20 protein-coding genes and 2 tRNA genes are annotated in these 19,921 nt (G+C 44.5%); 12 read left to right on the top strand and 10 right to left on the bottom strand.

What is annotated here, in order from left to right:
* Nucleotides 1–88 precede the first annotated feature (88 nt).
* Nucleotides 89–766, top strand: a complete 678-nt coding sequence (locus IBX48_RS07280; protein WP_296832454.1) for a heavy metal response regulator transcription factor — start codon at nucleotides 89–91, stop codon at nucleotides 764–766.
* Nucleotides 763–2,124, top strand: coding sequence for a heavy metal sensor histidine kinase (locus IBX48_RS07275; RefSeq protein WP_296832451.1), 1,362 nt, complete (start codon nucleotides 763–765; stop codon nucleotides 2,122–2,124). The genes IBX48_RS07280 and IBX48_RS07275 overlap by 4 nt, the downstream gene beginning before the upstream one ends.
* 67 nt (nucleotides 2,125–2,191) lie before the next feature.
* On the opposite strand, the gene IBX48_RS07270 is transcribed toward IBX48_RS07275, so the two are convergent.
* From IBX48_RS07270 to luxS, 4 genes are all read right to left on the bottom strand, one after another.
* Entirely contained in the window at nucleotides 2,192–2,626 is a 435-nt protein-coding gene (locus tag IBX48_RS07270; RefSeq protein ID WP_296832447.1) for a flagellar protein FliS, read from the bottom strand.
* Nucleotides 2,627–2,725: 99 nt separating this feature from the next.
* Entirely contained in the window at nucleotides 2,726–3,907 is a 1,182-nt protein-coding gene (purT, locus tag IBX48_RS07265) for a formate-dependent phosphoribosylglycinamide formyltransferase (RefSeq protein WP_296832444.1), read from the bottom strand.
* 9 nt (nucleotides 3,908–3,916) lie between these two features.
* Complete coding sequence (mtnN, locus tag IBX48_RS07260; protein ID WP_296832442.1) at nucleotides 3,917–4,612, bottom strand: 5'-methylthioadenosine/S-adenosylhomocysteine nucleosidase; 696 nt, start codon at nucleotides 4,610–4,612, stop codon at nucleotides 3,917–3,919.
* Complete coding sequence (gene luxS, locus IBX48_RS07255) at nucleotides 4,609–5,130, bottom strand: S-ribosylhomocysteine lyase (RefSeq protein ID WP_296832439.1); 522 nt, start codon at nucleotides 5,128–5,130, stop codon at nucleotides 4,609–4,611. The genes mtnN and luxS overlap by 4 nt, the downstream gene beginning before the upstream one ends.
* Nucleotides 5,131–5,293: 163 nt before the next feature.
* Between luxS and IBX48_RS07250 the strand changes: the two genes are divergently transcribed.
* The gene (locus tag IBX48_RS07250; RefSeq protein ID WP_296832436.1) at nucleotides 5,294–6,169 is read left to right on the top strand and encodes a hypothetical protein; all 876 of its coding nucleotides are present in this window, start codon (nucleotides 5,294–5,296) and stop codon (nucleotides 6,167–6,169) included.
* 134 nt (nucleotides 6,170–6,303) lie between these two features.
* On the opposite strand, the gene IBX48_RS07245 is transcribed toward IBX48_RS07250, so the two are convergent.
* The 4 genes from IBX48_RS07245 to phnF all read right to left on the bottom strand — a co-directional run bounded on the left by IBX48_RS07245 (nucleotide 6,304) and on the right by phnF (nucleotide 7,886).
* Nucleotides 6,304–6,387: transfer RNA gene (locus IBX48_RS07245), tRNA-Leu, on the bottom strand.
* Between the two features lie 49 nt (nucleotides 6,388–6,436).
* Nucleotides 6,437–6,512, bottom strand: a tRNA-Phe gene (locus IBX48_RS07240).
* 152 nt (nucleotides 6,513–6,664) lie between these two features.
* On the bottom strand, nucleotides 6,665–6,823 hold the full coding sequence (locus tag IBX48_RS07235) for a helix-turn-helix transcriptional regulator (RefSeq protein ID WP_296832457.1): 159 nt from the start codon (nucleotides 6,821–6,823) through the stop codon (nucleotides 6,665–6,667).
* Nucleotides 6,824–7,157: 334 nt separating this feature from the next.
* Nucleotides 7,158–7,886, bottom strand: coding sequence for a phosphonate metabolism transcriptional regulator PhnF (phnF, locus tag IBX48_RS07230; protein ID WP_296832433.1), 729 nt, complete (start codon nucleotides 7,884–7,886; stop codon nucleotides 7,158–7,160).
* Nucleotides 7,887–8,510: 624 nt separating this feature from the next.
* On the opposite strand from phnF, the gene IBX48_RS07225 reads away from it, so the two are divergent.
* The 4 genes from IBX48_RS07225 (at nucleotide 8,511) to IBX48_RS07215 (ending at nucleotide 11,837) form a co-directional block, all read left to right on the top strand.
* Entirely contained in the window at nucleotides 8,511–9,530 is a 1,020-nt protein-coding gene (locus IBX48_RS07225; RefSeq protein ID WP_296832429.1) for a type IV toxin-antitoxin system AbiEi family antitoxin, read from the top strand.
* Nucleotides 9,511–10,365: a nucleotidyl transferase AbiEii/AbiGii toxin family protein gene (locus IBX48_RS07220; RefSeq protein ID WP_296832426.1), complete on the top strand. Its 855-nt coding sequence runs from the start codon at nucleotides 9,511–9,513 to the stop codon at nucleotides 10,363–10,365. The genes IBX48_RS07225 and IBX48_RS07220 overlap by 20 nt, the downstream gene beginning before the upstream one ends.
* 122 nt (nucleotides 10,366–10,487) lie before the next feature.
* Nucleotides 10,488–10,700 carry an IS3 family transposase gene (locus tag IBX48_RS10630; protein ID WP_365942358.1) on the top strand — a complete coding sequence of 71 codons (213 nt, stop codon included), beginning with the start codon at nucleotides 10,488–10,490 and terminating at the stop codon, nucleotides 10,698–10,700.
* A gap of 24 nt (nucleotides 10,701–10,724) precedes the next feature.
* The gene (locus tag IBX48_RS07215) at nucleotides 10,725–11,837 is read left to right on the top strand and encodes a SoxH protein (RefSeq protein WP_296832423.1); all 1,113 of its coding nucleotides are present in this window, start codon (nucleotides 10,725–10,727) and stop codon (nucleotides 11,835–11,837) included.
* 72 nt (nucleotides 11,838–11,909) lie between these two features.
* Here IBX48_RS07215 and IBX48_RS07210 read toward each other — a convergent pair whose 3' ends face one another.
* Together IBX48_RS07210 and IBX48_RS07205 are read right to left on the bottom strand one after the other, a co-directional pair.
* Nucleotides 11,910–12,374, bottom strand: a complete 465-nt coding sequence (locus IBX48_RS07210; RefSeq protein ID WP_296832420.1) for an attachment glycoprotein G — start codon at nucleotides 12,372–12,374, stop codon at nucleotides 11,910–11,912.
* A 53-nt stretch (nucleotides 12,375–12,427) separates the two neighbouring features.
* Entirely contained in the window at nucleotides 12,428–12,715 is a 288-nt protein-coding gene (locus IBX48_RS07205; RefSeq protein WP_296832417.1) for a coiled coil domain-containing protein, read from the bottom strand.
* A 390-nt stretch (nucleotides 12,716–13,105) separates the two neighbouring features.
* Here IBX48_RS07205 and IBX48_RS07200 point away from each other — a divergent pair, with 390 nt between their 5' ends.
* From IBX48_RS07200 to mnmH, 5 genes are all read left to right on the top strand, one after another.
* Nucleotides 13,106–14,209 (top strand): alkene reductase, encoded by a 1,104-nt coding sequence (locus IBX48_RS07200; RefSeq protein ID WP_296832414.1) that lies wholly within the window; start codon nucleotides 13,106–13,108, stop codon nucleotides 14,207–14,209.
* A 162-nt stretch (nucleotides 14,210–14,371) separates the two neighbouring features.
* Nucleotides 14,372–14,905, top strand: a complete 534-nt coding sequence (locus IBX48_RS07195; RefSeq protein ID WP_296832411.1) for an outer membrane beta-barrel protein — start codon at nucleotides 14,372–14,374, stop codon at nucleotides 14,903–14,905.
* A 96-nt stretch (nucleotides 14,906–15,001) separates the two neighbouring features.
* Nucleotides 15,002–17,146 carry a 5-histidylcysteine sulfoxide synthase gene (ovoA, locus tag IBX48_RS07190; protein ID WP_296832408.1) on the top strand — a complete coding sequence of 715 codons (2,145 nt, stop codon included), beginning with the start codon at nucleotides 15,002–15,004 and terminating at the stop codon, nucleotides 17,144–17,146.
* On the top strand, nucleotides 17,143–18,318 hold the full coding sequence (locus tag IBX48_RS07185; RefSeq protein WP_296832405.1) for a PatB family C-S lyase: 1,176 nt from the start codon (nucleotides 17,143–17,145) through the stop codon (nucleotides 18,316–18,318). The genes ovoA and IBX48_RS07185 overlap by 4 nt, the downstream gene beginning before the upstream one ends.
* A 174-nt stretch (nucleotides 18,319–18,492) precedes the next feature.
* Nucleotides 18,493–19,599: a tRNA 2-selenouridine(34) synthase MnmH gene (gene mnmH, locus IBX48_RS07180; protein ID WP_296832402.1), complete on the top strand. Its 1,107-nt coding sequence runs from the start codon at nucleotides 18,493–18,495 to the stop codon at nucleotides 19,597–19,599.
* Nucleotides 19,600–19,921 lie beyond the last annotated feature (322 nt).

Here is a 19,921-nt window from a genome sequence, read left to right as displayed (position 1 = left end):
AACGGACGTTCGATTCTCTGCTATGGATTTGGTTTTTGTATAAAAAGCCATCTGCCATAAACTTAAACACGCAAATAAAGCAAGTGATATGAAGATCTTATTAGTTGAAGACGAAGCAAAAACCGCCGATTATCTGAAACAGGGCCTAAGCGAAGCCGGGTTTAATGTAAGCTTGGCTCGAGATGGGTTAGACGGTTTGCATTTAGCGTTAGAAGAGGATTTTGATCTGGCAATTCTAGACGTCATGCTACCGGGTTTAGATGGTTGGCAATTGCTGCAAGCCATGCGCAAACAAGATCGCAACTGGCCGGTTTTATTTTTAACCGCCCGAGATCAGGTACAGGATCGAGTCAAGGGTCTGGAGTTGGGGGCGGATGATTATTTAGTTAAGCCGTTTGCGTTTGCTGAATTACTAGCACGCGTTAGAGTACTGTCTAGGCGCGGCAATACCACGGTTCAAGATCAGTTGAGTTTGGCCGATTTACAAATGGACTTAGTGGCGCACAAAGTGACACGTCATGGCCAACGCTTAGAACTCACACCTAAAGAATTTGCGTTATTGGAATTGCTATTGCGTCGTAAAGGCGAAGTGCTACCACGCACTTTAATTGCCGCCCAAGTTTGGGATATGAACTTTGATAGTGATACCAATGTGGTCGAAGTCGCGATCCGGCGCTTACGAGCCAAAGTTGATGAAGCCTTCGAACCCAAGTTAATCCATACGGTGCGGGGTATGGGCTATTTATTAGAGGATCCAAGCCAATGAAAAGGTCACTTACCAGTCGCTTAGTATGGTTTTTTTCGATCATTACTTTGGTGGTGTTGATCAGCTTTGGGGCGGTCCTGAATCAAGCGGTGGATCACCACTTTCAAGAAATGGATATGAGTGAACTTCAGCTCAAACAGCAACAAATTCAATATCAACTTAAACGCACCGAAATCAGCTCGGATCCGGTCGCTTTAACCGGTGAATTGGACTATCTTTTACCTCGCCAGTTGGGTTGGCAGTTTATATTATTTGATAAGAACAACCAGCCTTATTACGCCTCCAATGTCAATTTATACGACCTTAGTTGGGATCAAGTAAAAACCGATCAACTGATTAGTCTTTATTTGGGTGGAAGTCATTATCGAGGCTTATTAAGCACCGAGCAAACCTCGGCAGAATGGCGTGTACTTACGTTGTTAAATATCGATCATCATGACCATTTTATACATTATTTTATGCAAATTTTATGGGTCAGCTTAATTTTAGCGGTGCTGTTGATGACTGGACTGGGGTGGGTGGTGATGAAACGCGCGTTAAAGCCTCTTAAACGCATGTCGGAGTTGGCTTCAAAGGTTTCGAGTGAGCATTTAGGCGAACGAATAATGCTGCAGGATTTGCCCGCCGAATTACGTGAGCTGGCCGGCGTGTTTAATGCCATGCTTGATCGACTTGAGGCTTCGTTTCAGAGGCTTTCGCAGTTTTCAGCCGATATTGCGCATGAACTGCGTACCCCGGTCAACACCTTATTAACCCAATCTCAGGTTGCGTTAAGTAAAGCCCGAAGTATTGAAGAGTATCAAGAAGTGCTCGCTTCGAATATCGAAGAGTTTGAATGTTTGGGGCGCATGATCCGCGATATGTTGTTTTTAGCCAAAGCCGACAAAGGCACCTTAATTCCGCTCAAAGATCATGTGAATTTAGCGGCCGAAGCCCAGCGTGTGATTGATTATTACCAGCTTTTAGCGAGTGAACATAACATCCAAATTAAGCTGGAAGGTGATGCCGTGGTACAGGGTGATTCGGTAATGTTGGGACGCGCGTTAGCGAATTTAATATCAAATGCGGTGCGTTATGCTGATCCGGGTTCGGTAATTGATGTGGTGTTGAGCCAAATAGATCATCATGCGATTATTGAAGTCACCAACCAAGGGGTCGAAATACCATTAGAACATCGCGCGCATTTATTTGATCGGTTTTATCGAGTCGAGCCAGAACGTTCGCATGAAGGTGGCGTGGGGTTAGGTTTAGCGATTACGCGTTCAATTGTTGAGGCCCATGGCGGCCAAGTCGAATTGGCAAATGAAGTCCATAAAACTTGTTTTAGAATTTCGTTGCCACTCAGTCAAAATTCATAAATAAAAAACCCCCAAGCGGCCAATTCTTGCCGGTTTGGGGGTGCAATGCGAGTGGGCTAAAACCGGTTTATTGACCGGCTTCCATCTCACCTGTGGTTTTTAACATTTCATACCAAGCATCACGCAACTCCGTCATTACTTCTACGGCGCTGTCGAGATGCGTCGTATCCGCTTCATAAACGGCATCTTGCACGCACTGGTCGGCATAGCGATATAAAGCTTCTAGGTCAAATGCCAATGGTGTTTCTTGGCTTAGATATAAACGATCACGCAATGCGTCGATAATGGTGGTCATACGCCCAAGGTGAAAACCTTTTTCAACCAAGGAATTGGCATCGTGGCAAACCTTGGCTAACGTGCCTTTATCTACCGCACCTTGAAGCAAAAGTAAGACGGTTTTACGCGGATTGTCCGCTAAAACCTGTTCCACTTCCGGATCACGCGTGTATTCTTGCAGCATCGCCTGATCGGTCGATTCTGTATATACGCTTGTGTTAATCATATTATTCCCCTGTGTGTTACCCCCTAAGGGGTTGTATTTTTTATTAAAAACACACAGGTTGAAGCACTAACTATGCCAAGCACCAGGCCTGGTGCTTGATTAAAACGCTACTTGCACCGCATTCGCAGCGCGCGTCGCTTTTTCAATCGCTTTTTCAAGTGTTTCAGCACGTGCCAATGCCACACCCATACGCCGACGCCCGCTGATTTCAGGCTTGCCAAATAAGCGCAATTGAGTATCGGGTTCAGTCAAGGCTTGATCTAGGTTGCCGAAGGCGGTTTGGCTAGATTGGCCTTCAGGCAAAATTACACAAGAAGCGGATGGGCCATGTTGACTAATATTAGGAATTGGCAAACCTAGAATCGCCCGCACATGCAAAGCAAACTCGGACAAATCTTGCGAGATTAAGGTCACCAAGCCGGTATCATGCGGGCGAGGTGAGACTTCACTAAAGATTACCTCATCGCCTTTAACAAACAATTCAACGCCAAATAATCCCCAGCCGCCTAATTCAGTGGTGACTTTTTTGGCCATCTGTTCGGCTTTGGCTAACGCGCTGGCAGACATGGCGTGTGGTTGCCAAGACTGGCGATAATCGCCATCAATTTGCACATGCCCAATCGGCGCACAAAACGAGGTGCCATTTTTATGCTGAATTGTGAGCAGCGTGATTTCGTAATCGAAATCCACAAAGCCTTCGACAATCACTTTACCTTTACCGGCACGACCACCTTCTTGCGCATACAACCAGGCCTGGTGGATTTGGTCTTGGGTTTTAATCACGCTTTGACCTTTGCCAGACGAGCTCATAATCGGTTTGACCACACAAGGTAAGCCAACTTTGGCGATCGCTTCAACAAATTCGTCTTCGGTTTGGGCAAATTCGTAAGGCGAGGTTTGTAAGCCTAAAGTTTCGGCGGCTAAACGACGAATACCTTCGCGGTTCATGGTTAATTGCGTCGCTCGTGCGCTGGGCACAACGTGAAAGCCCTCGGTTTCAAGTTCGGCCAGGGTATCGGTCGCAATAGCCTCAATTTCAGGCACGATATAGTGGGGTTTTTCTTGCTCAACCAACGCACGCAAAGCTTGACCATCCAACATATTTATTACGTGGTGACGATCCGCGACCTGCATCGCGGGGGCGTTGTCATAACGGTCTACCGCAATGACCTCGACCCCTAAACGTTGTAATTCAATCACCACTTCCTTACCTAACTCACCGGCACCGCAAAGCATAACGCGGGTGGCGGTGGCCGAAAATGGCGTACCAATTTGGCTCATGTGTATTCCTTAATCAAACTGTTTAATCATTTCTAAAATCACGCGGGTAGAGTGGTCGGCGGCTTTGGCTAAAAACGCGTCAAATGCCACCACATTTTCTTTACCGGCAATATCCGATAAGGCACGGATCACCACAAACGGCACCTCAAACTGATGACAAACTTGCGCCACCGCGGCGGCTTCCATTTCGCAGGCAATCATTTCAGGAAATTTGCCGCGTGTCATATCGACGTCTTCAATTAGATGCATAAAGCGGTCACCACTGGCGATTAAACCGTGCATGTGACTGACTTCGCCGAGCGCTTCAATACTGGCTTTGGCTTTATTAATTAAGTTGCGGTCTGGCATAAAACAAGCCGGCAAACCCGGCACTTGTCCATGCACATAACCAAATGGTGTAACATCCACATCATGATGGCAAACCGAATTACTAATCACAATATCACCGACTTCTAAATCGGTATGAAAACCACCGGCCGAACCGGTATTGATAATGGCATGTGGTTTAAAATGATCAATTAACAAGGTCGTACTCATCGCGGCATTGACCTTGCCTATGCCTGAACGTAATAACACCACATTACGTCCAGATAACTGGCCACTATAAAACTCAAATCCCGCGAGTTTCTGGGTTTTGAGGTTTTGGATCTGTTCGCGCAGAAGAATGACTTCTTCTTCCATTGCGCCAATAATGCCGATCGTCATACAGCGTTGCCTAGTTCACGCAATTTGTCTTCGCTTAACAATAAATCCTCATTACGCATCACGCCAATTTCATTTTTAAGAATGCCTTGCGCGATTTGTTTAGCTTCATCTAATGAATGCATATTGCAGGTGCCGCACTGATAAACGTTCAACTCTGGAATATCTTCTTCTTTTTCGACTTCCAGCACATCTTGCATGGCTTTTTTCCAAGCCTCGCCGACGCGTTTTTCGTCAGGTGTGCCAATCAAACTCATGTAAAACCCGGTGCGACAACCCATGGGTGACACATCAATAATTTCAACATCGTCGCCATTTAAGTGCTCACGAATTAAGCCGGCAAATAAATGCTCCAGTGTATGAATACCGCGTTCGCCCATTATTTCTTTATTCGGATGGCAAAAACGTAAATCAAATACCGTGATGGTATCGCCCTTTGGTGTTGTCATGGTCTTGGCTACGCGCACCGCAGGCGCGGGCATGATAGTGTGGTCTACGCGGAAACTGTCTAATAAAGGCATGGCTAACTCCTAGGTTGTTAAAATAAAATTTGCTACGAATTTGTTATTTTAACAAAAACTAGCGCTTAACGTTGAACAAAGCCTAATCGGCTTTAACGTTATTAAAGTCGATTTATCAAAGCATTAAACGCACTTTACCCGTTATAATATCACAAGGAATTTAATGGAGTTAACCACCAGGCCTGGTGACAAGGAATTGATCATGACACGCTTCTCAACTATTCTAACCAGCCTAATTTTAGCCGGCAGCCTCTCGGTACCAGGCCTGGTGCTCGCCACCAACGAACCGCCGCGCCATGCGCTCGATATTATCCAAATGTTTTTGCAGAATCCGGATGATGCTAATGCGTTATTTGAAGGCGCGTTTACCTCTAACATGCGTGTGCCGCCTAAATATTTAGGCGTCAAGTTTTACGACTTGCGCACTGGTCGAGAAATGGATCGTCAAGAAATACGTGAAGAATTGGGAGCGGTTCGGCAGGATGGGGCATACGAACTTATCCGAATCGCGATGCAGTTGATTCCAGCCAGTTATGACCTGACTGAAGAAACCCTGCAAGACTTAATGGATGCGGCTTTCCTCGCCAGCATGCGTATGCCGCCCAAATATATTAGTATCGAATATTACGACACCCGCGTGGGCGCAAGCGGTAAAGGCGGTGGCGTATCGGGTCGCACGCCGGTTGAGATTCATCAGCCCGAAACCGAGTCAAAATCTAATTTAGGGGCGGTCGATAATTCGCCAATTGATGAAAGCTATGAAGGCTTAAAATCCAAATACCAAACTTTAAAACTCGAACTTAAGCACCCAGAAAATCAAGTCGCTTTACCGATTTATGCCTTTGGCGAAACCCAGCAAGCCTTAAAAACCAACTTAATTTTTGCCCTAGAAGACGTCACCAGCGCACTGGATATTGAATTTATAGATTATGGAAAACGAGAATTCGAGCAGAGTGGTGAATATTTGATTATGTACGGCGTGGGATATTTTAGTGGCGAACCGCAGATATTAGAACAGCTAAAACAAGCGCTTTGGTAACTGAGTAATGAGGATTTTAGACTCATTGAAATAGATGGGTTGGTGGATCAAACAGATTAACAAATCTAAACTTAAAAGCGCAAAAAGAAAAAGCCCCGAAAAGCGTGGGGGGACGCTAATCAGGGCTTTTTAGATGGTGCGAGCGGAGAGACTCGAACTCTCACACCAAAGGCACCAGAACCTAAATCTGGCGTGTCTACCAATTCCACCACGCTCGCAATACGGCACGAGAAAATCTTACTAGACAAATAAGACTTGCTCTATATATGGTGGCTGCACCTGGAATCGAACCAGGGACACACGGATTTTCAATCCGTTGCTCTACCAACTGAGCTATGCAGCCATTCTTTAAGTCGGCGTATTATAGATAGGGGCTTGTCGACTGTCAAATACTATTTCAAAAATAACCCTGAAATCTACTTGTGCCCAAATCGGGCCCATTTTGGGCCATACAGTTTGGCTATATCTTTGGTTTTGAGCACTGGACTAGATTGTTTAGTCAACGATTTCAAAAAGATCATGAATTTCGATTTCCAAATAACGGCACAACTTTTCAATCACGTCTAATTCTACTCTAGTGGCGGTCTCTTTGTATAAGCGTGTAATAGTTCCACGATTAATATCTGTGGACATTGCCACATCCGATATTTTCAGCTTTTTTTCACCTGTGGTTTCAAGTAATAACTGGGCAGCTCGATTAACCCCCGCAGAATCAACCAGGGGTTAATCGAGCTGCCCTCATGAACGAAAGCGGTAATAGTTTGTCTTTAATATTTATTCAGGACCGACCAATTAGAATATTTGCTCAATTTAAGGGGGCTTTTTTCAATGCAATAATGTGGAGCTTAATCGTTTAAATTGCAGTTATTACTTGAAACCGCGTTTTCTCCAAAATTAAAAAATATTGATTTAAAAAGTGAAACGTTTAAACAATCCAGCCAAGATGATTAGACGGATTACGCAAAGGCCTCTTTGTACGTATCTCTATTTATTTCATTAACAATTCCAGTTGCATCATGTCGCCACGAAACCGTGTGACCGAATACTCAACCAGCTGGTTGGTTTTTAAATTCACATTGAGCGTTTTGACTTTCATCAACGGCTGCGTGCTACTCATCCCGAGTCTGAAGCTATCCTGTGCATTCGGCATAGAGGCGGAAACCTGACTTGAAATACGTTTGGCTTGGATATCACAGTGTTTCGCCAAAAAGCTTCCTAATGACCCCGATTCGTAACGGTCAAAGGCATCAGTAACGATGGCGATAGGAAAAAAATGCGAGATAAGGGCGATGGGTTTTCCATTAATTTTCCTTAAGGTATCTAGTTGAAGTACCTCATCCCCATTTTTAAGCTGTAGCTTCTCTGCAACACTACCAAGTGCAGGAATGCGCTTTTTTTCTAAAAGGTGTGTTTCAACTTCACTCCCTTTTTCAGCAATGGCTTGGCTTAAGCGGTGGTGGCTTTTAATGCTATAAGCAAGTCTTTTTTCGGCCACAAAGGTGCCAAAACCGTGGCGTTTTTCTAATATATTTTGTTTAACTAGCTCCTCAACGGCACGACGAACCGTATGACGATTGACACCAAACTTTTCGGTTAAGGTTTTTTCAGATAAGTACACATCCCCTGCTTCAAAACCATCCTTTAGGTCGGCTTCTATTGCATTGGCAATTTGCATATAAATTTTTTCAGGGCTGTAACGGTCAATCACAAAATTCACTCAACTTGTCTAGATGTCTAAAACTGTTGGAAATTTTAAATCTGCAAGATGACGGTCAATGGTTGTTTAGGTTAAGGTTTTGTTGCGAATGTGGATGTCTATTAGAATGCGTAGCGAATATCGATTATTGAGAGACTTGTAAAAGAAAGGACAAGTCTTCATTGGAGCTTAAGCCCTGAAATAATTCAGGGCTCTAGACTGGATACAATCCAGCAATTTTCATTGGGAAAACCGTCTTTGGTTTTGGTCAGTTTAAGAAGCTGGCGACGCACCGCTTCAATCGCGTTCGTCGTGTAAATCACCCGACATATAGGGGTGGCGCGACGAATCTGGCCGAGTTGATTGCACAGACTTATGATTATTTTGTAGACCTCAAAGCAATCGAAGATAAGCCGATCAGCCTATGTCTTAGCTCTGCGTTGTGAACCTTTGCAAGGTCTAGACATTCCTTCAGGTTCACGCCTTGATCTGAAAAACTGGGCGTGGCCAAAATGATTCAGGGGTTAATCAAGGTGCCCAAATATTAAAGATAAACTATTATAACTGACGTTCATAATTATTTATTGTTCACTATTTATGAACATGCTAATATTGTGAACAACATTTTGACAGGTAGCCCTTGTTATGAAAAAACTTGAATCTGCGCACACGTTGATAGAAAAAGCGATTGAAGCGTTTAGCCAGCAAACCGCGATGAACATTAAAATTGAAAGTTCTGCCGTGCTGGATGAACCTCCTATCTGCGGCTGCGTCATCATTGAGGGACACGAATTTAACGTGTTTCTCAAACCCACCATCACCAGTCAAAACATGAATGCGGTACTCTATGAACTCACTCAATTAAACAGTCAAGCCAACCCACTTTTGGTGACACGTTATCTTAACCCTAATCTGGCTAATAGGCTAAGAGAGGCTAGCGTTCAGTTTATGGATACAGCAGGCAATAGTTTCATTCACCAACCACCGTTGCACATTTTTATCAAGGGTAATAAGGAAACCACAAGCCCACCTCTAATACGTAATGGTCGTGCTTTTCAGTATTCTGGCTTAAAAGTGATTTTTGCTTTTTTGCAAAATCCCTATTTAGTTGGTGAAAGCTACCGTGATATTGCCGAACAGGCCCAGGTCGCATTGGGCAGTGTTGGTTGGATTTTGTCTGACTTAACTGAGCAAGGATTTATTCAAACATCGACCAATAAACGCACCTTAGTCAATAAAGCGCAGTTACAACAACGATGGGTTGAACATTATCCAGTTTTAAAACAAAAACACCTTTTGGGCGTATTCACAACCGATAACTCTCATTGGTGGAACAAGGTTGAGCTTGAACCCTACCAAGGTCGATGGGGCGGCGAAATCGCAGCGCAGCTCTATACCGACTATCTGCAAGCAAAAGATGGCATCGTGTATCTTAGTCCAAAAAAATTAGGGGAATTTATTAAAGCTACACGACTAAAAAAACGTAAAGATAATGACATAGATTCAGTTAGAATCGAACTGATTGAACCCTTCTGGACGGTCGATACACTTAAGACAGAAAAACCGCTGGCACCGGCATTATTGGTCTATGCGGACTTAATCCATTCCAAAGATGCGCGTAACCTAGATACGGCAAAGAGGCTGTATGAAAAATGGCTTAATTGATTTGCGCGGTAAACTGCCGCAAGGTTTAGTAGACGTCTATCAACGTGTTCAAACGCTAGCCGATCAATTGCAGTTAGATGTATTAGTGGTGGGTGCAATGGCACGTGATTTAGTTCTAGTTCATGGTTTTAATGCCCGATTAGAACGGGGTACGCGTGATATAGATTTTGCCGTGCAGCTCGCCGATTGGTCATCTTTTCATACGCTCACTGAAGCCTTAATCAACGATAACTTTAGAAAGTCCGAAAAATGGTCGCACCGATTCAATTTCAATGCAAAGGATGACATGACTTGGGAAATTGGCATTATTCCTTTTGGTGGCGTCACGGATCCTGAGCAGAACATAAAATGGCCGCCAGACCAATCGATTATGATGTCGGTTCTGGGTTTTGATGAAGCCCATGAAAATGCGCTCTATGTGAATATTGGAGATGATGTTTCAAGTTTTGTGATGAAGGTGGTTTCTCCACCGGCCATGTCTGTATTAAAGCTCATTTCTTGGCTTGAGCGTGAACCCACAATTCGAAGAAAAGATGCGCAAGATTTACGCTACCTAATGAACACTTACAGCAAGATTCCACAGATTTTCGATAGGATCTACGAACAGGGGTTTATGGAAGCGCAGGACTGGGATGAAGACAAGGCTTCCGCTATGATACTGGGCGCAGATGCCAACGCGCTCATTAAACCCAACACGCATGAATTTTTGAGCAGTAACCTAATAACCAAACCAGATAAATTGGATTTACTGCTGCGCGAGATGGTAAACACGTCAATTGAGATTGATTATGACGATTCAGAGCTTAAGGTTTTTATTGATGTCTTTTCAAAATAAAAGTTCAAGACCAGGGGATAAAGAATCCCCCCCAAAATAGCGAATAAACAAAATTTCTACATCATTGCTAAGACATAAAAGCCTATCAATTTATTTTTGAACCGGCATCATGCAACACCTTCATGGATTGGATACAATCCAGCGTGTATCGCACTACCTATGCCACAGGCAAGCACGCGTTGTACGACGTGTCTGATTATATTGGCTGGTACAACCACCAAAGAATGCACAGTACCAATGACAATTACTCACCGGTTGAGTATGAAAATCAATGGAGCAAGGCTATGCAGGAACTAGATAAAAAATGGGCGTCTTTTTGTACGAAAAAGGGTTGACTCCATAACTAAAAAGGAATGCATGTGAGTCTGAACAATAAAGCCATTGTGGCGCTGATTGTAGGCGGAGTAGCCCTGTCCTTTCAAACCCAAGTCAACTCGAATGGGTTTGAAGACAGCTGGTCAAAACCGATTAAACAACATGCTAAGCAGATTGATGATGCCGCATTGAGCCAGTCTTTGGAGCAATATGCGAAAAATTATGAGAACTTGGTTAAACAGCATGGCTATATTGGCAAAAAGCTCAGCATTCCAGAAATTGAGGTGGTAGGTGATGGTGTGTTTTTTGTGAAAGGTGCGCTGATGTGGGGCACGCTCGAAAATCACGGTTTGAACAACAACATCACCGCCGTCGAATTGGACTCGGGCGTATTTGTTTACAATACCGGTTCAAACCCCGCTGTAGCCTATAGTTTTCATCAAGCTTTAAAGCAACATACCAATAAACCGATTAGGTGGTTGGCGGCAGAAAACTATCAATCACACGCTAATCTAGGCGGCAGTTACTGGCATGCTCAAGGGGTAAAAAATATTTACTCTGAAAAACAGGCGGCGGATTTTTGGAGTAAAAGAGGCTTTGATAATGCGATTAGGCGAGTCAATCAATACAATCCATTTTTGGTTGAAGCCGCGCAAAATATGGGTGATCAATATAAAACTTTCGAAGACAAACTCATTGTTAACCAAGGCACGCCGGATGAAATTCATTTAATCAATTTTGGCGGCGGCCATACGCCTACTATGACTGGCGCATTTATCCCATCAAAAAACATACTCTTTACCGGTGACTTGGGTTTTGTTGAGCGTTTACCAGGGTTGTTGCATGACTCGTCTTATTCAGAGTGGATGGACTCGTTTGAAGCCATGGTTGAGTATGCCGAGAATAATTCACCTGACATTAAAAATCTCCTCGTGATTCCCGGACATGGCGGCGCGACGACACTGTCTGAGCTGATAACCCAGACGTACGGATATTTTGAAGACCTTAAAGTAACGGTAGATAAGGCTATGAGCCGAGGTCTTAGCGGGCAAGAATTTGACAAAGCGGTGCATATGCCTAAATACCAGCATCGTCCGATGTACGATCAGCTGTATCTTCGTAATGCACGAAGTGTTTACGATCAAATGACTAAATAACAAGCAGAAAAAAGCCCTGCATGGCAGGGCTTTCGAGTTTGAACTCGGTTAATTGATAATAGGCTTTGATGGCTACTTGCTATCCGCTTCATGCTCACTTTTGGTTTTTTCCAAGGCGTCATTAATCGATTGATAAGTATCAGAGAAGCCTTTTTTCACATCATCCCACGCACTTGAAGAACTGTTCATGAAACCTTTGTACCACTCGGCAAGCTCATTTCTTTGCTGGCGTAGCGCATTCAGGCTTGCCTGGGTTTTGCTCTGGGTTGCCTGAGTCATGCTGTCCCAATTCGTGTCGATACGTTTTTCAAGTGATTCAATACGACTATCAAGCTTTTTCATGGCTTGCTCGGCTGTTTGCTTGGCCTCATCACGTTGAGCCGCGGTGAATTGCCCCAGCGTGTTGATAAGCTCTTGAGTTTCTTTTTTAACATCTTGGCTTGTCACCGGTTCATTAGCGGTTTGCGCATAAACCAGTTGCGAAAATCCAAGTGATATGGCAGTTATTAATGCAAGTATAAACGTGTTTTTCTGCATATAATCTCCTCCCTAAGTTGTATGTTTAAGTTTTAAGTCATTAAAATGTCGGTTTACTTGAAGCGGGACGCCGCGGATTTGACCGCGTTACTCAGAGACTGCCAGGCATTATCCACGCCGGCCTTTAAGTCTTCCCAGGTATCGTCTCCGTAATCTTTTAATTCACTTAACTTGTCGCTAGCCTTTTGTTGCATAGATCGCAGCTCTTTAATTTCTTTGTAATAGGCTATTTGGGTGTCCGCTTCAGCTGAGTCGGCTTTGGCTTTGAGTAGATCAATTTTTGCGCTCCATTCATCCAGCTGTGCTTGCAGTTTTTTCATGTAGGCTTCTTTCATGCTCATGACAATACTCCTTAGTGTTGGCCACCAGGATTAACCTTGGTTGATCCTGGTGGCCAGTTGTAAATCATTTACAACCTAGTTAAATATACACCTAAATAATTGTTTGAGTTGTAATTCAGGCTTAATTAAAGTAAGGAGTAATTACAACGCATGAGTTTTTTGCAACAAGCAAGATAAGAATTTGAAGACTTTTGGCTGAATTCTTAATAGTTGGATAAGATGTGTATAATCTGTGTAACTAATAAAGAGCACCTCAACTAACCTCGCTGAATCAGCTGGGAGTTTATTGCGGTGCGCTAAAGCATTTTGGCCGATCCGTGGTTGAGCGATAAAGCTTAAGCTGGTTTTTTTGGCTTTAATTCTCCACCCTGAGGCTTTTAAGGAGTTCATATGTCGCATTTATTATCACCACTCAAAATGGGTAAACAAACCTTAGCGAACCGAGTTGTTATGGCACCTTTAACTCGTTCTCGTGCGGCTCAGCCGGGCGATGTACCGCAGGCGTTAAATGTCGAATATTATAAACAACGCGCCAGCGCGGGTTTAATTGTCACCGAAGCAACCCAAGTCTCTCGCCAAGGCCAGGGTTATGCCTTAACGCCGGGTTTGTATACCGATCAACAAGAGGCCGGTTGGAAAAACGTGGTGGATGGCGTACACGCCGAAAAAGGCCACATATCCTTGCAACTTTGGCATGTTGGTCGTATTTCGCATTCATTATTACAAGAAAATAACGCCGCGCCGGTGGCGCCATCCGCAATTCAGGCGTCAAATAGTCAGTGTTTTGTGATTCATCCAGATGGTACTCCCGAGCAAGCGACATGCGAAACACCTCGAGCGTTAGATTTGGCCGAAATACCAGGCCTGGTGGATCAATATCGTCAGGCTGCGATTCGTGGCAAACGCGCCGGTTTCGACTTTTTTGAAGTGCATGCCGCGAATGGCTATTTGTTACATCAGTTTTTGTCGACCAATACTAATCAACGTACGGATGCTTACGGCGGTAGCTTAGAAAATCGCGCGCGCTTGATTTTAGAAGTGGTGGATGCGGTGATTGAGGTGGTAGGGGCAGATAAAGTCGGCGTGCGTTTATCGCCTAACTTTGTGGCACATGATTTGGCGGATACCGAATCTGAGCAAAGTGCCCTGTATTTAGCTAAAGCGTTTGATCAGCGCGGTATGGCGTATCTGCATATTGCCGAGCCGGATTGGGCTGGCGGCGAACCTTTAACTGAGGCTTTCCGTCAGGCGTTACGCGCCGCGTTTTCGGGCTGTTTGATTTGGTGTGGTAATTACACCGCTGAAACCGCTGAGGCGGCGATTAAATCCGGCGTGGCCGACGCGATTGCATTCGGTCGTAGCTATATTGCTAACCCAGATTTGGTTGAACGTTTGCGTTTGGATGCACCGCTTAATAAACCCGATCCCTCTACTTTTTATGGCGGTGGCGCGGAAGGTTATATTGACTACCCGTTTTTGTCATCTAACGCTTAAACTTAAATTGGTTTAATCGAGGTGCCCAATTGTAAATTAAGGCGCAGTTTTGCGCCTTTTTTTGTGTCTGAATATTTTGCGATTTTGAGCACATGCATTTGCAGCTGTCGGCTTATTTGACATAATAAGCTAATAATTGACAGGTTTATGGGAGCATAAAGCATGCAACGTTGGATAATGGTAGGCGGTTTGTTGGCAACTTTGGCCTGGTCGGGTATGGCTTCGGCGCAAAGTTTTGTGTTGTTGGGTACTCAAAGTATGCAGCTTGAAACCAGTCGGGGGGCGACGTTTGATTTGCCGGGTTTGCGGTTAATGGCGGGTCGTTATGACGATCATGGTGACACCACACATCGGATTTATTACAAGGGCTTGTTTATGTGGGAAAACGACTCGGGTGTAAGGCAGTCGGCCAACTTTAACGGGCTGGGTTACGATGTGATTTTTAATGTGCATCGCCAGGTTAGGCCCTATGTCGGTGGCAGTTTGGGTTATGCTCAATATCGTTATTCAGACTCATTTGGGAGCGATTCGGGTGCCGGTTTGGCAGCGGGTTATCAGCTAGGTGTGGATTTTTCAGTAAACGATTATTTAAGTATTGATCTAGGTTATGAATACATAGCGACCGAGCTGCCACTGGATCAATATAAAATTAATAATTTCACGGCGTTTGGTTTTATGTTGATATTAAAGTTTTAGTGTATTATGCCCATATTGAATCATTATTGTATAGATTATGTATAGTTAAAGTTGTAAAATGAAACTCATTATATTAAGTTGGCTAAGGAATAGGGAATGTTGAGTCGAACAGATTTAATCAGTCAGCCAGTATATTTAGATTGTGGCGATGTGGCGGCCAAACGTGCTGAAATAAAGCGCTACTTTAATCTTACTTGCGACAGTTATGAATCCTTGTTTGATGTGTTAAAAACTGACGAGGCTTATTACGAGCGGCCTTGTTCTTTGCGCCATCCGTTGATTTTTTATTTTGGTCATACCGCCACGTTTTTTACCAATAAATTGGTGCTAGCGAAACTTTTACCAAAGCGCATTAATCCTAAAATTGAGTCGATGTGTGCAATTGGTGTGGATGAAATGTCGTGGGATGATTTGAACGACGAACATTATGCTTGGCCAAGTGTCGCCCAGGTTCGTGCGTACCGGAACCAAGTGCGTGAAGCGGTCAACGATTTGATTGATCGCGTCGAGTTTAGCCTGCCGATTGATTGGCAAAGTCCAATGTGGCCAATCATGATGGGGATTGAACATGAACGTATTCATTTAGAAACCTCGTCTGTGTTGATTCGCCAGTTAGATTTACGGCATGTTCAAGCCTCCGACCTATTTCCGTTTTGCCCAGACCAAGGCGCCGCGCCGGAGAAAAACCCTTTATTAAATGTACCGGCCGGTGAAGTCGATATTCAGCATCACGATCCGGCACCTATATATGGTTGGGATAATGAATACGGCGATCATCACGCCCAAGTGGCCACGTTTAAGGCCAGCCAATATCTCGTCTCAAACCAAGAGTTTTTAGAATTTGTTGAAGATGGCGGTTACGAACGCGAGGAATTTTGGGATGACGAAGGCAATCGCTGGCGTCAGTTTAGCCCGGTTAAACACCCAAGTTTTTGGCTGCGCCGTACCGAGGACAACCACCAGGCCTGGTGGTTGCGTTGTATGACCGATGAGATTCCGATGCCATGGAATTGGCCGGTCGAAGTAAATTATTTGGAGGCGGCGGCGTTTTGTAATTGGAAAGCGCAACAAACTGGTAAGCCGATTCGCCTGCCAAGTGAAGACGAGTATTTACGTTTGTGCGAGCACACTCAGGCGCAAGATCAACTGGATAAAGCGAATATTAACTTACAGCAATTCGCCTCCAGCGTGCCGGTTGATCAGTGTGAGATGAAGGGTTTTTATGATGTGGTTGGCAATGTTTGGCAATGGACCATGACGCCTATGTATCCGTATGAAGGATTTAAAGTCCACCCACTTTATGACGACTTTACGACGCCTACCTTTGATAACCAACATAATTTATTTAAAGGCGGCAGTTGGATTTCGACCGGCAACGAAATCAACGGGCATTCACGTTATGCCTTCCGCCGTCACTTTTTTCAACACGCCGGCTTTCGTTATATTGAGTCGGATGCATCAGTGCAAACCAAGTTTTCGACTTACGAGACCGATGCGTTGGTATCGCAATATTGTGAATTCCATTATGGCGAGCCAGCTTTTGGCGTCAAAAATTTTGCCAAAGCCTATGCCGATTTAGCGATTGAGCTGGCGAAGACGGATGAGGATTTAGCCAAACGCACTTCACTTAGCGTGCTAGAAGTTGGTTGCTCGGTGGGGCGTGCCAGTTTTGAACTGGCCAAACATTTTGATCAGGTAACCGGTTTGGATTTTTCCGCACGTTTTATCAATGTCGCCAACCAACTAAAACAGACGGGCTCCGTACTTTATACCTTGCCGATTGAAGGCGAGATTATGGACTTTAAAGAGCGCAGTCTGACCGACTTAGGTTTGCAAGCGCTCGCCCACAATTGTATGTTTTTGCAGCAAGACGCCAGTAACATGAAGCCACTCTTTAAAGGGTATGACATGATTGTAGCAGCCAACCTGATTGACCGTTTGTATGAGCCAACCAAGTTTTTGCAAGATGTCGCGGCGCGTTTAAATGACGGCGGTTTATTGCTGATTACTTCGCCCTACTCTTGGACGGAGCAGGCCACTATTAAAGCCAATTGGTTGGGTGGTTATAAAGATAGCCAATCGGGCGAAAATGTCACCACACTGGAAGGCTTGCACCGTGTTTTGGATGCCGAGTTTGTGCGTATTCGCGAGCCATTTGATTTGGCGTTTGTGATTCGCGAAACCGCGCGCAAATATCAGCATACCTTGGCGCAAGTCACCATCTGGAAGAAAAAGGTATGACGGTTAATTTTAATCATTCAATTTCACGTTTAGGCACGCAGGCTGAAAAATATGAATTACGTCAGGCGGTATTTGGACGTGATGATGTGTTGCCCATGTGGGTGGCGGATATGGATTTGCCGACCCCGCCGTTTATTATCGAGGCAATCAAACAACGTTTAAATCATCCAATTTTGGGTTATACCCAGATGCCAGATTCAATGTTTCAAGCGATTGTGGATTGGCAAGCCCAGCATGGTTACCGAGTGCAAGCCGAGCACATTTTGCTGACACATAATGTTGCAAATGGCTTGTTTTTAGCGGTGCAGGCTTTCACCAGGCCTGGTGATACCGTGTTAATTCAACCGCCGATATATCCCCCATTTTATCAAGCGGCGGAGTTAAATGATCGAAAACTCGCGTTAGCGCCGCTGGTGTTGGTGCAAGATCAATATCAAATTGATTTTGTTGAGTTCGAACGTCAAATTATTGACCAGTCGGTTCGATTGTTTTTATTGTGTAACCCGCATAATCCAGCTGGTCGAGTTTGGTCAGGTAGTGAACTGCGCCAAATGGCTGAGATATGTATTAAACATAACGTGATCATGGTGTCGGACGAAATTCATTCCGACTTGGTTTATGAGGGTTTTCAACATACGCCGATGGCGGCGATTTCAGATGACATTGCGCAACATACGATTACTTTAAGCTCGCCAGGCAAAACTTTTAACCTAGCGGGTTTGCAAATCGGTTATGCGATTATCGCCAATCCGCAACATCGAAAAACCTATGCACAAACTTTAGCGCGCGCTAAGATTGCGGATTTAAACTTGTTTGGCATGGTCGCTTTACAAGCAGCATATTCGTCGGAAGGCCGAGTTTGGAAACGCAAATTAATGGTGCATTTTCAAACCAATATTCAATATTTGCAGTTGTTTTTAGCCGAACATTTTCCGCAGGTGCGGATAATTCGACCACAAGCATCTTATTTAGTTTGGTTGGATTTTCGCGGTTTGTTTTCCGACCATCAAGCGCTTAAACACTGGCTGATCAATCACGCCAAGTTAGGTTTAAATGATGGTGAATCCTACGGCGAAGCGGGCTCGGGCTTTATGCGCATGAATATCGCCGCACCTAAAAGCACACTTGAGCAAGCCTTCCGCCAACTGGTGCAAGCCAAATCTGCGCTCTAACCTCTACCACCAGGCCTGGTGATTGCTTGGTTTGGCTGTCATAATAACGCTTTAGTTTTGAAATAACCCTATGAGCCTTTTGCACACACTTTACTTGTTCGTCTCCTTTCAAGCGCAAGTTCGCTTTGTTCGCCACACCACCAGGCCTGGTGCTGGGTTAGTTGAGGTGGTCTCATGAATTTTGATCTTGCCACGAGCGACGATTTTCGTGCTTTGGTATTAAACCAAACCCCTTTAATAGATGTACGTGCGCCGGTCGAATTCGTCAAAGGCGCGATTCCGCACGCTGTTAATTTGCCCTTAATGCAGGATGAAGAACGTCGTTTGGTGGGGCTTTGTTATAAAGAACAAGGCCAGCAAAAAGCCATTCAACTTGGCCATGAGTTGGTGAATGAGTCCGTAAGGGCGCCGCGCATTCAAGCCTGGTGTGAGTTCAAACGTCAGCATCCGCAAGCTTTGATTTATTGTTTCCGGGGTGGTTTACGTTCAAAAATTTCACAACAGTGGATAACGCAAGCCGGGCTTGAGATCACGCGTATTCAAGGCGGTTATAAAGCCTTTCGCCAGTATTTAATGCAATCCTTGGACGAGATGGCTGACAAGTTGGTATCCGGTCAGCGTAAGCCTTGGGTGTTGGCGGGGCGAACCGGTTCGGGTAAAACTCAGGTGTTAAATTCGGTCGATTTTGCAGTTGATTTAGAAGGTTTGGCGCAACATCGCGGTTCAACCTTTGGCCGTCATGCTTGGGCGCAACCTAGTCAAATCGATTTCGAAAATCAGCTAGCTTATCGCATGATTCAGTTGGATGCGCAGGCGCAACCCAACTGGCTGTTTGAAGATGAAGCACGCAATATTGGTTCGGTGCATTTAACACCCACCTTATTTGACGCCATTAAATCCGGCGGACGTATTTTGCTCGAAACCCCTTTTGAGTTACGTCGGCAAAATATTTTGACGGAGTATGTCATCGAGGCACAAGCGGAATACGGCGATTTAGCCGCCTGGGTGGACTATATGCAGTCGCGTTTCGAACGCATTGCTAAACGCTTAGGCGGTGTGGGTTATGCCAAAGTCCGACAGGCATTTGACCAGGCCTGGTTGTGGCAAGAACGCACTTGTGACCCAGTCAAACATCTAGATTGGATTGACCAATTGTTAACCGATTACTACGATCCGATGTATGACTATCAACTTAAATGTTACCCACGTCCGTTTGTAATGCAAGGCCATGCGACAGAGGTAAAAGCTTATCTGCAAAATTTAGCTTCGAACTCTCATTAATCCCCTTCACCTCGATAAACTTTCGGCGTTTTAATAAGTCATCACTGTATTAAGTTGTGTGCTGATTATTTGGCACCCTGACGAAAGCGCCAAGTCATCATCAATTAATGTATAAGTTTATAGTGGCGTTCTGGCCGCATTATTAGGCCTTAAGCCAGGTCTTACCTAAAATACTATACATTTATTGTACAAATAACCGATAAGATTGGTAGGTTTTATGTATAATTTATGTAGCGTTATTATTTCGTAATCTCGTCACTAGATAACAAAGACAAATCATGAGGTGGTGAATATGTTTAACAGCAAGCTAAAAAATCAATTA

The sequence above is a fragment of the Thiomicrospira sp. genome, from assembly GCF_014859555.1.
In the GTDB taxonomy this organism is placed as follows: domain Bacteria; phylum Pseudomonadota; class Gammaproteobacteria; order Thiomicrospirales; family Thiomicrospiraceae; genus Thiomicrospira.
Note: the sequence above shows the minus strand (reverse complement) of the source record. Positions and strands in the feature narration are given on the sequence as shown.

What these genes read in the sequence shown, in the direction of transcription:
- IBX48_RS07280 (WP_296832454.1), top strand. Translation starts at nt 89, where the DNA reads ATGAAGATCTTATTAGTTGAAGACGAAGCAAAAACCGCCGATTATCTG.
- IBX48_RS07275 (WP_296832451.1), top strand. Translation starts at nt 763, where the DNA reads ATGAAAAGGTCACTTACCAGTCGCTTAGTATGGTTTTTTTCGATCATT.
- IBX48_RS07270 (WP_296832447.1), bottom strand. Translation starts at nt 2,626, where the DNA reads ATGATTAACACAAGCGTATATACAGAATCGACCGATCAGGCGATGCTG.
- purT (WP_296832444.1), bottom strand. Translation starts at nt 3,907, where the DNA reads ATGAGCCAAATTGGTACGCCATTTTCGGCCACCGCCACCCGCGTTATG.
- mtnN (WP_296832442.1), bottom strand. Translation starts at nt 4,612, where the DNA reads ATGACGATCGGCATTATTGGCGCAATGGAAGAAGAAGTCATTCTTCTG.
- luxS (WP_296832439.1), bottom strand. Translation starts at nt 5,130, where the DNA reads ATGCCTTTATTAGACAGTTTCCGCGTAGACCACACTATCATGCCCGCG.
- IBX48_RS07250 (WP_296832436.1), top strand. Translation starts at nt 5,294, where the DNA reads ATGGAGTTAACCACCAGGCCTGGTGACAAGGAATTGATCATGACACGC.
- IBX48_RS07225 (WP_296832429.1), top strand. Translation starts at nt 8,511, where the DNA reads ATGAAAAAACTTGAATCTGCGCACACGTTGATAGAAAAAGCGATTGAA.
- IBX48_RS07220 (WP_296832426.1), top strand. Translation starts at nt 9,511, where the DNA reads ATGAAAAATGGCTTAATTGATTTGCGCGGTAAACTGCCGCAAGGTTTA.
- IBX48_RS10630 (WP_365942358.1), top strand. Translation starts at nt 10,488, where the DNA reads ATGGATTGGATACAATCCAGCGTGTATCGCACTACCTATGCCACAGGC.
- IBX48_RS07210 (WP_296832420.1), bottom strand. Translation starts at nt 12,374, where the DNA reads ATGCAGAAAAACACGTTTATACTTGCATTAATAACTGCCATATCACTT.
- IBX48_RS07205 (WP_296832417.1), bottom strand. Translation starts at nt 12,715, where the DNA reads ATGAGCATGAAAGAAGCCTACATGAAAAAACTGCAAGCACAGCTGGAT.
- IBX48_RS07200 (WP_296832414.1), top strand. Translation starts at nt 13,106, where the DNA reads ATGTCGCATTTATTATCACCACTCAAAATGGGTAAACAAACCTTAGCG.
- IBX48_RS07195 (WP_296832411.1), top strand. Translation starts at nt 14,372, where the DNA reads ATGCAACGTTGGATAATGGTAGGCGGTTTGTTGGCAACTTTGGCCTGG.
- ovoA (WP_296832408.1), top strand. Translation starts at nt 15,002, where the DNA reads ATGTTGAGTCGAACAGATTTAATCAGTCAGCCAGTATATTTAGATTGT.
- IBX48_RS07185 (WP_296832405.1), top strand. Translation starts at nt 17,143, where the DNA reads ATGACGGTTAATTTTAATCATTCAATTTCACGTTTAGGCACGCAGGCT.
- mnmH (WP_296832402.1), top strand. Translation starts at nt 18,493, where the DNA reads ATGAATTTTGATCTTGCCACGAGCGACGATTTTCGTGCTTTGGTATTA.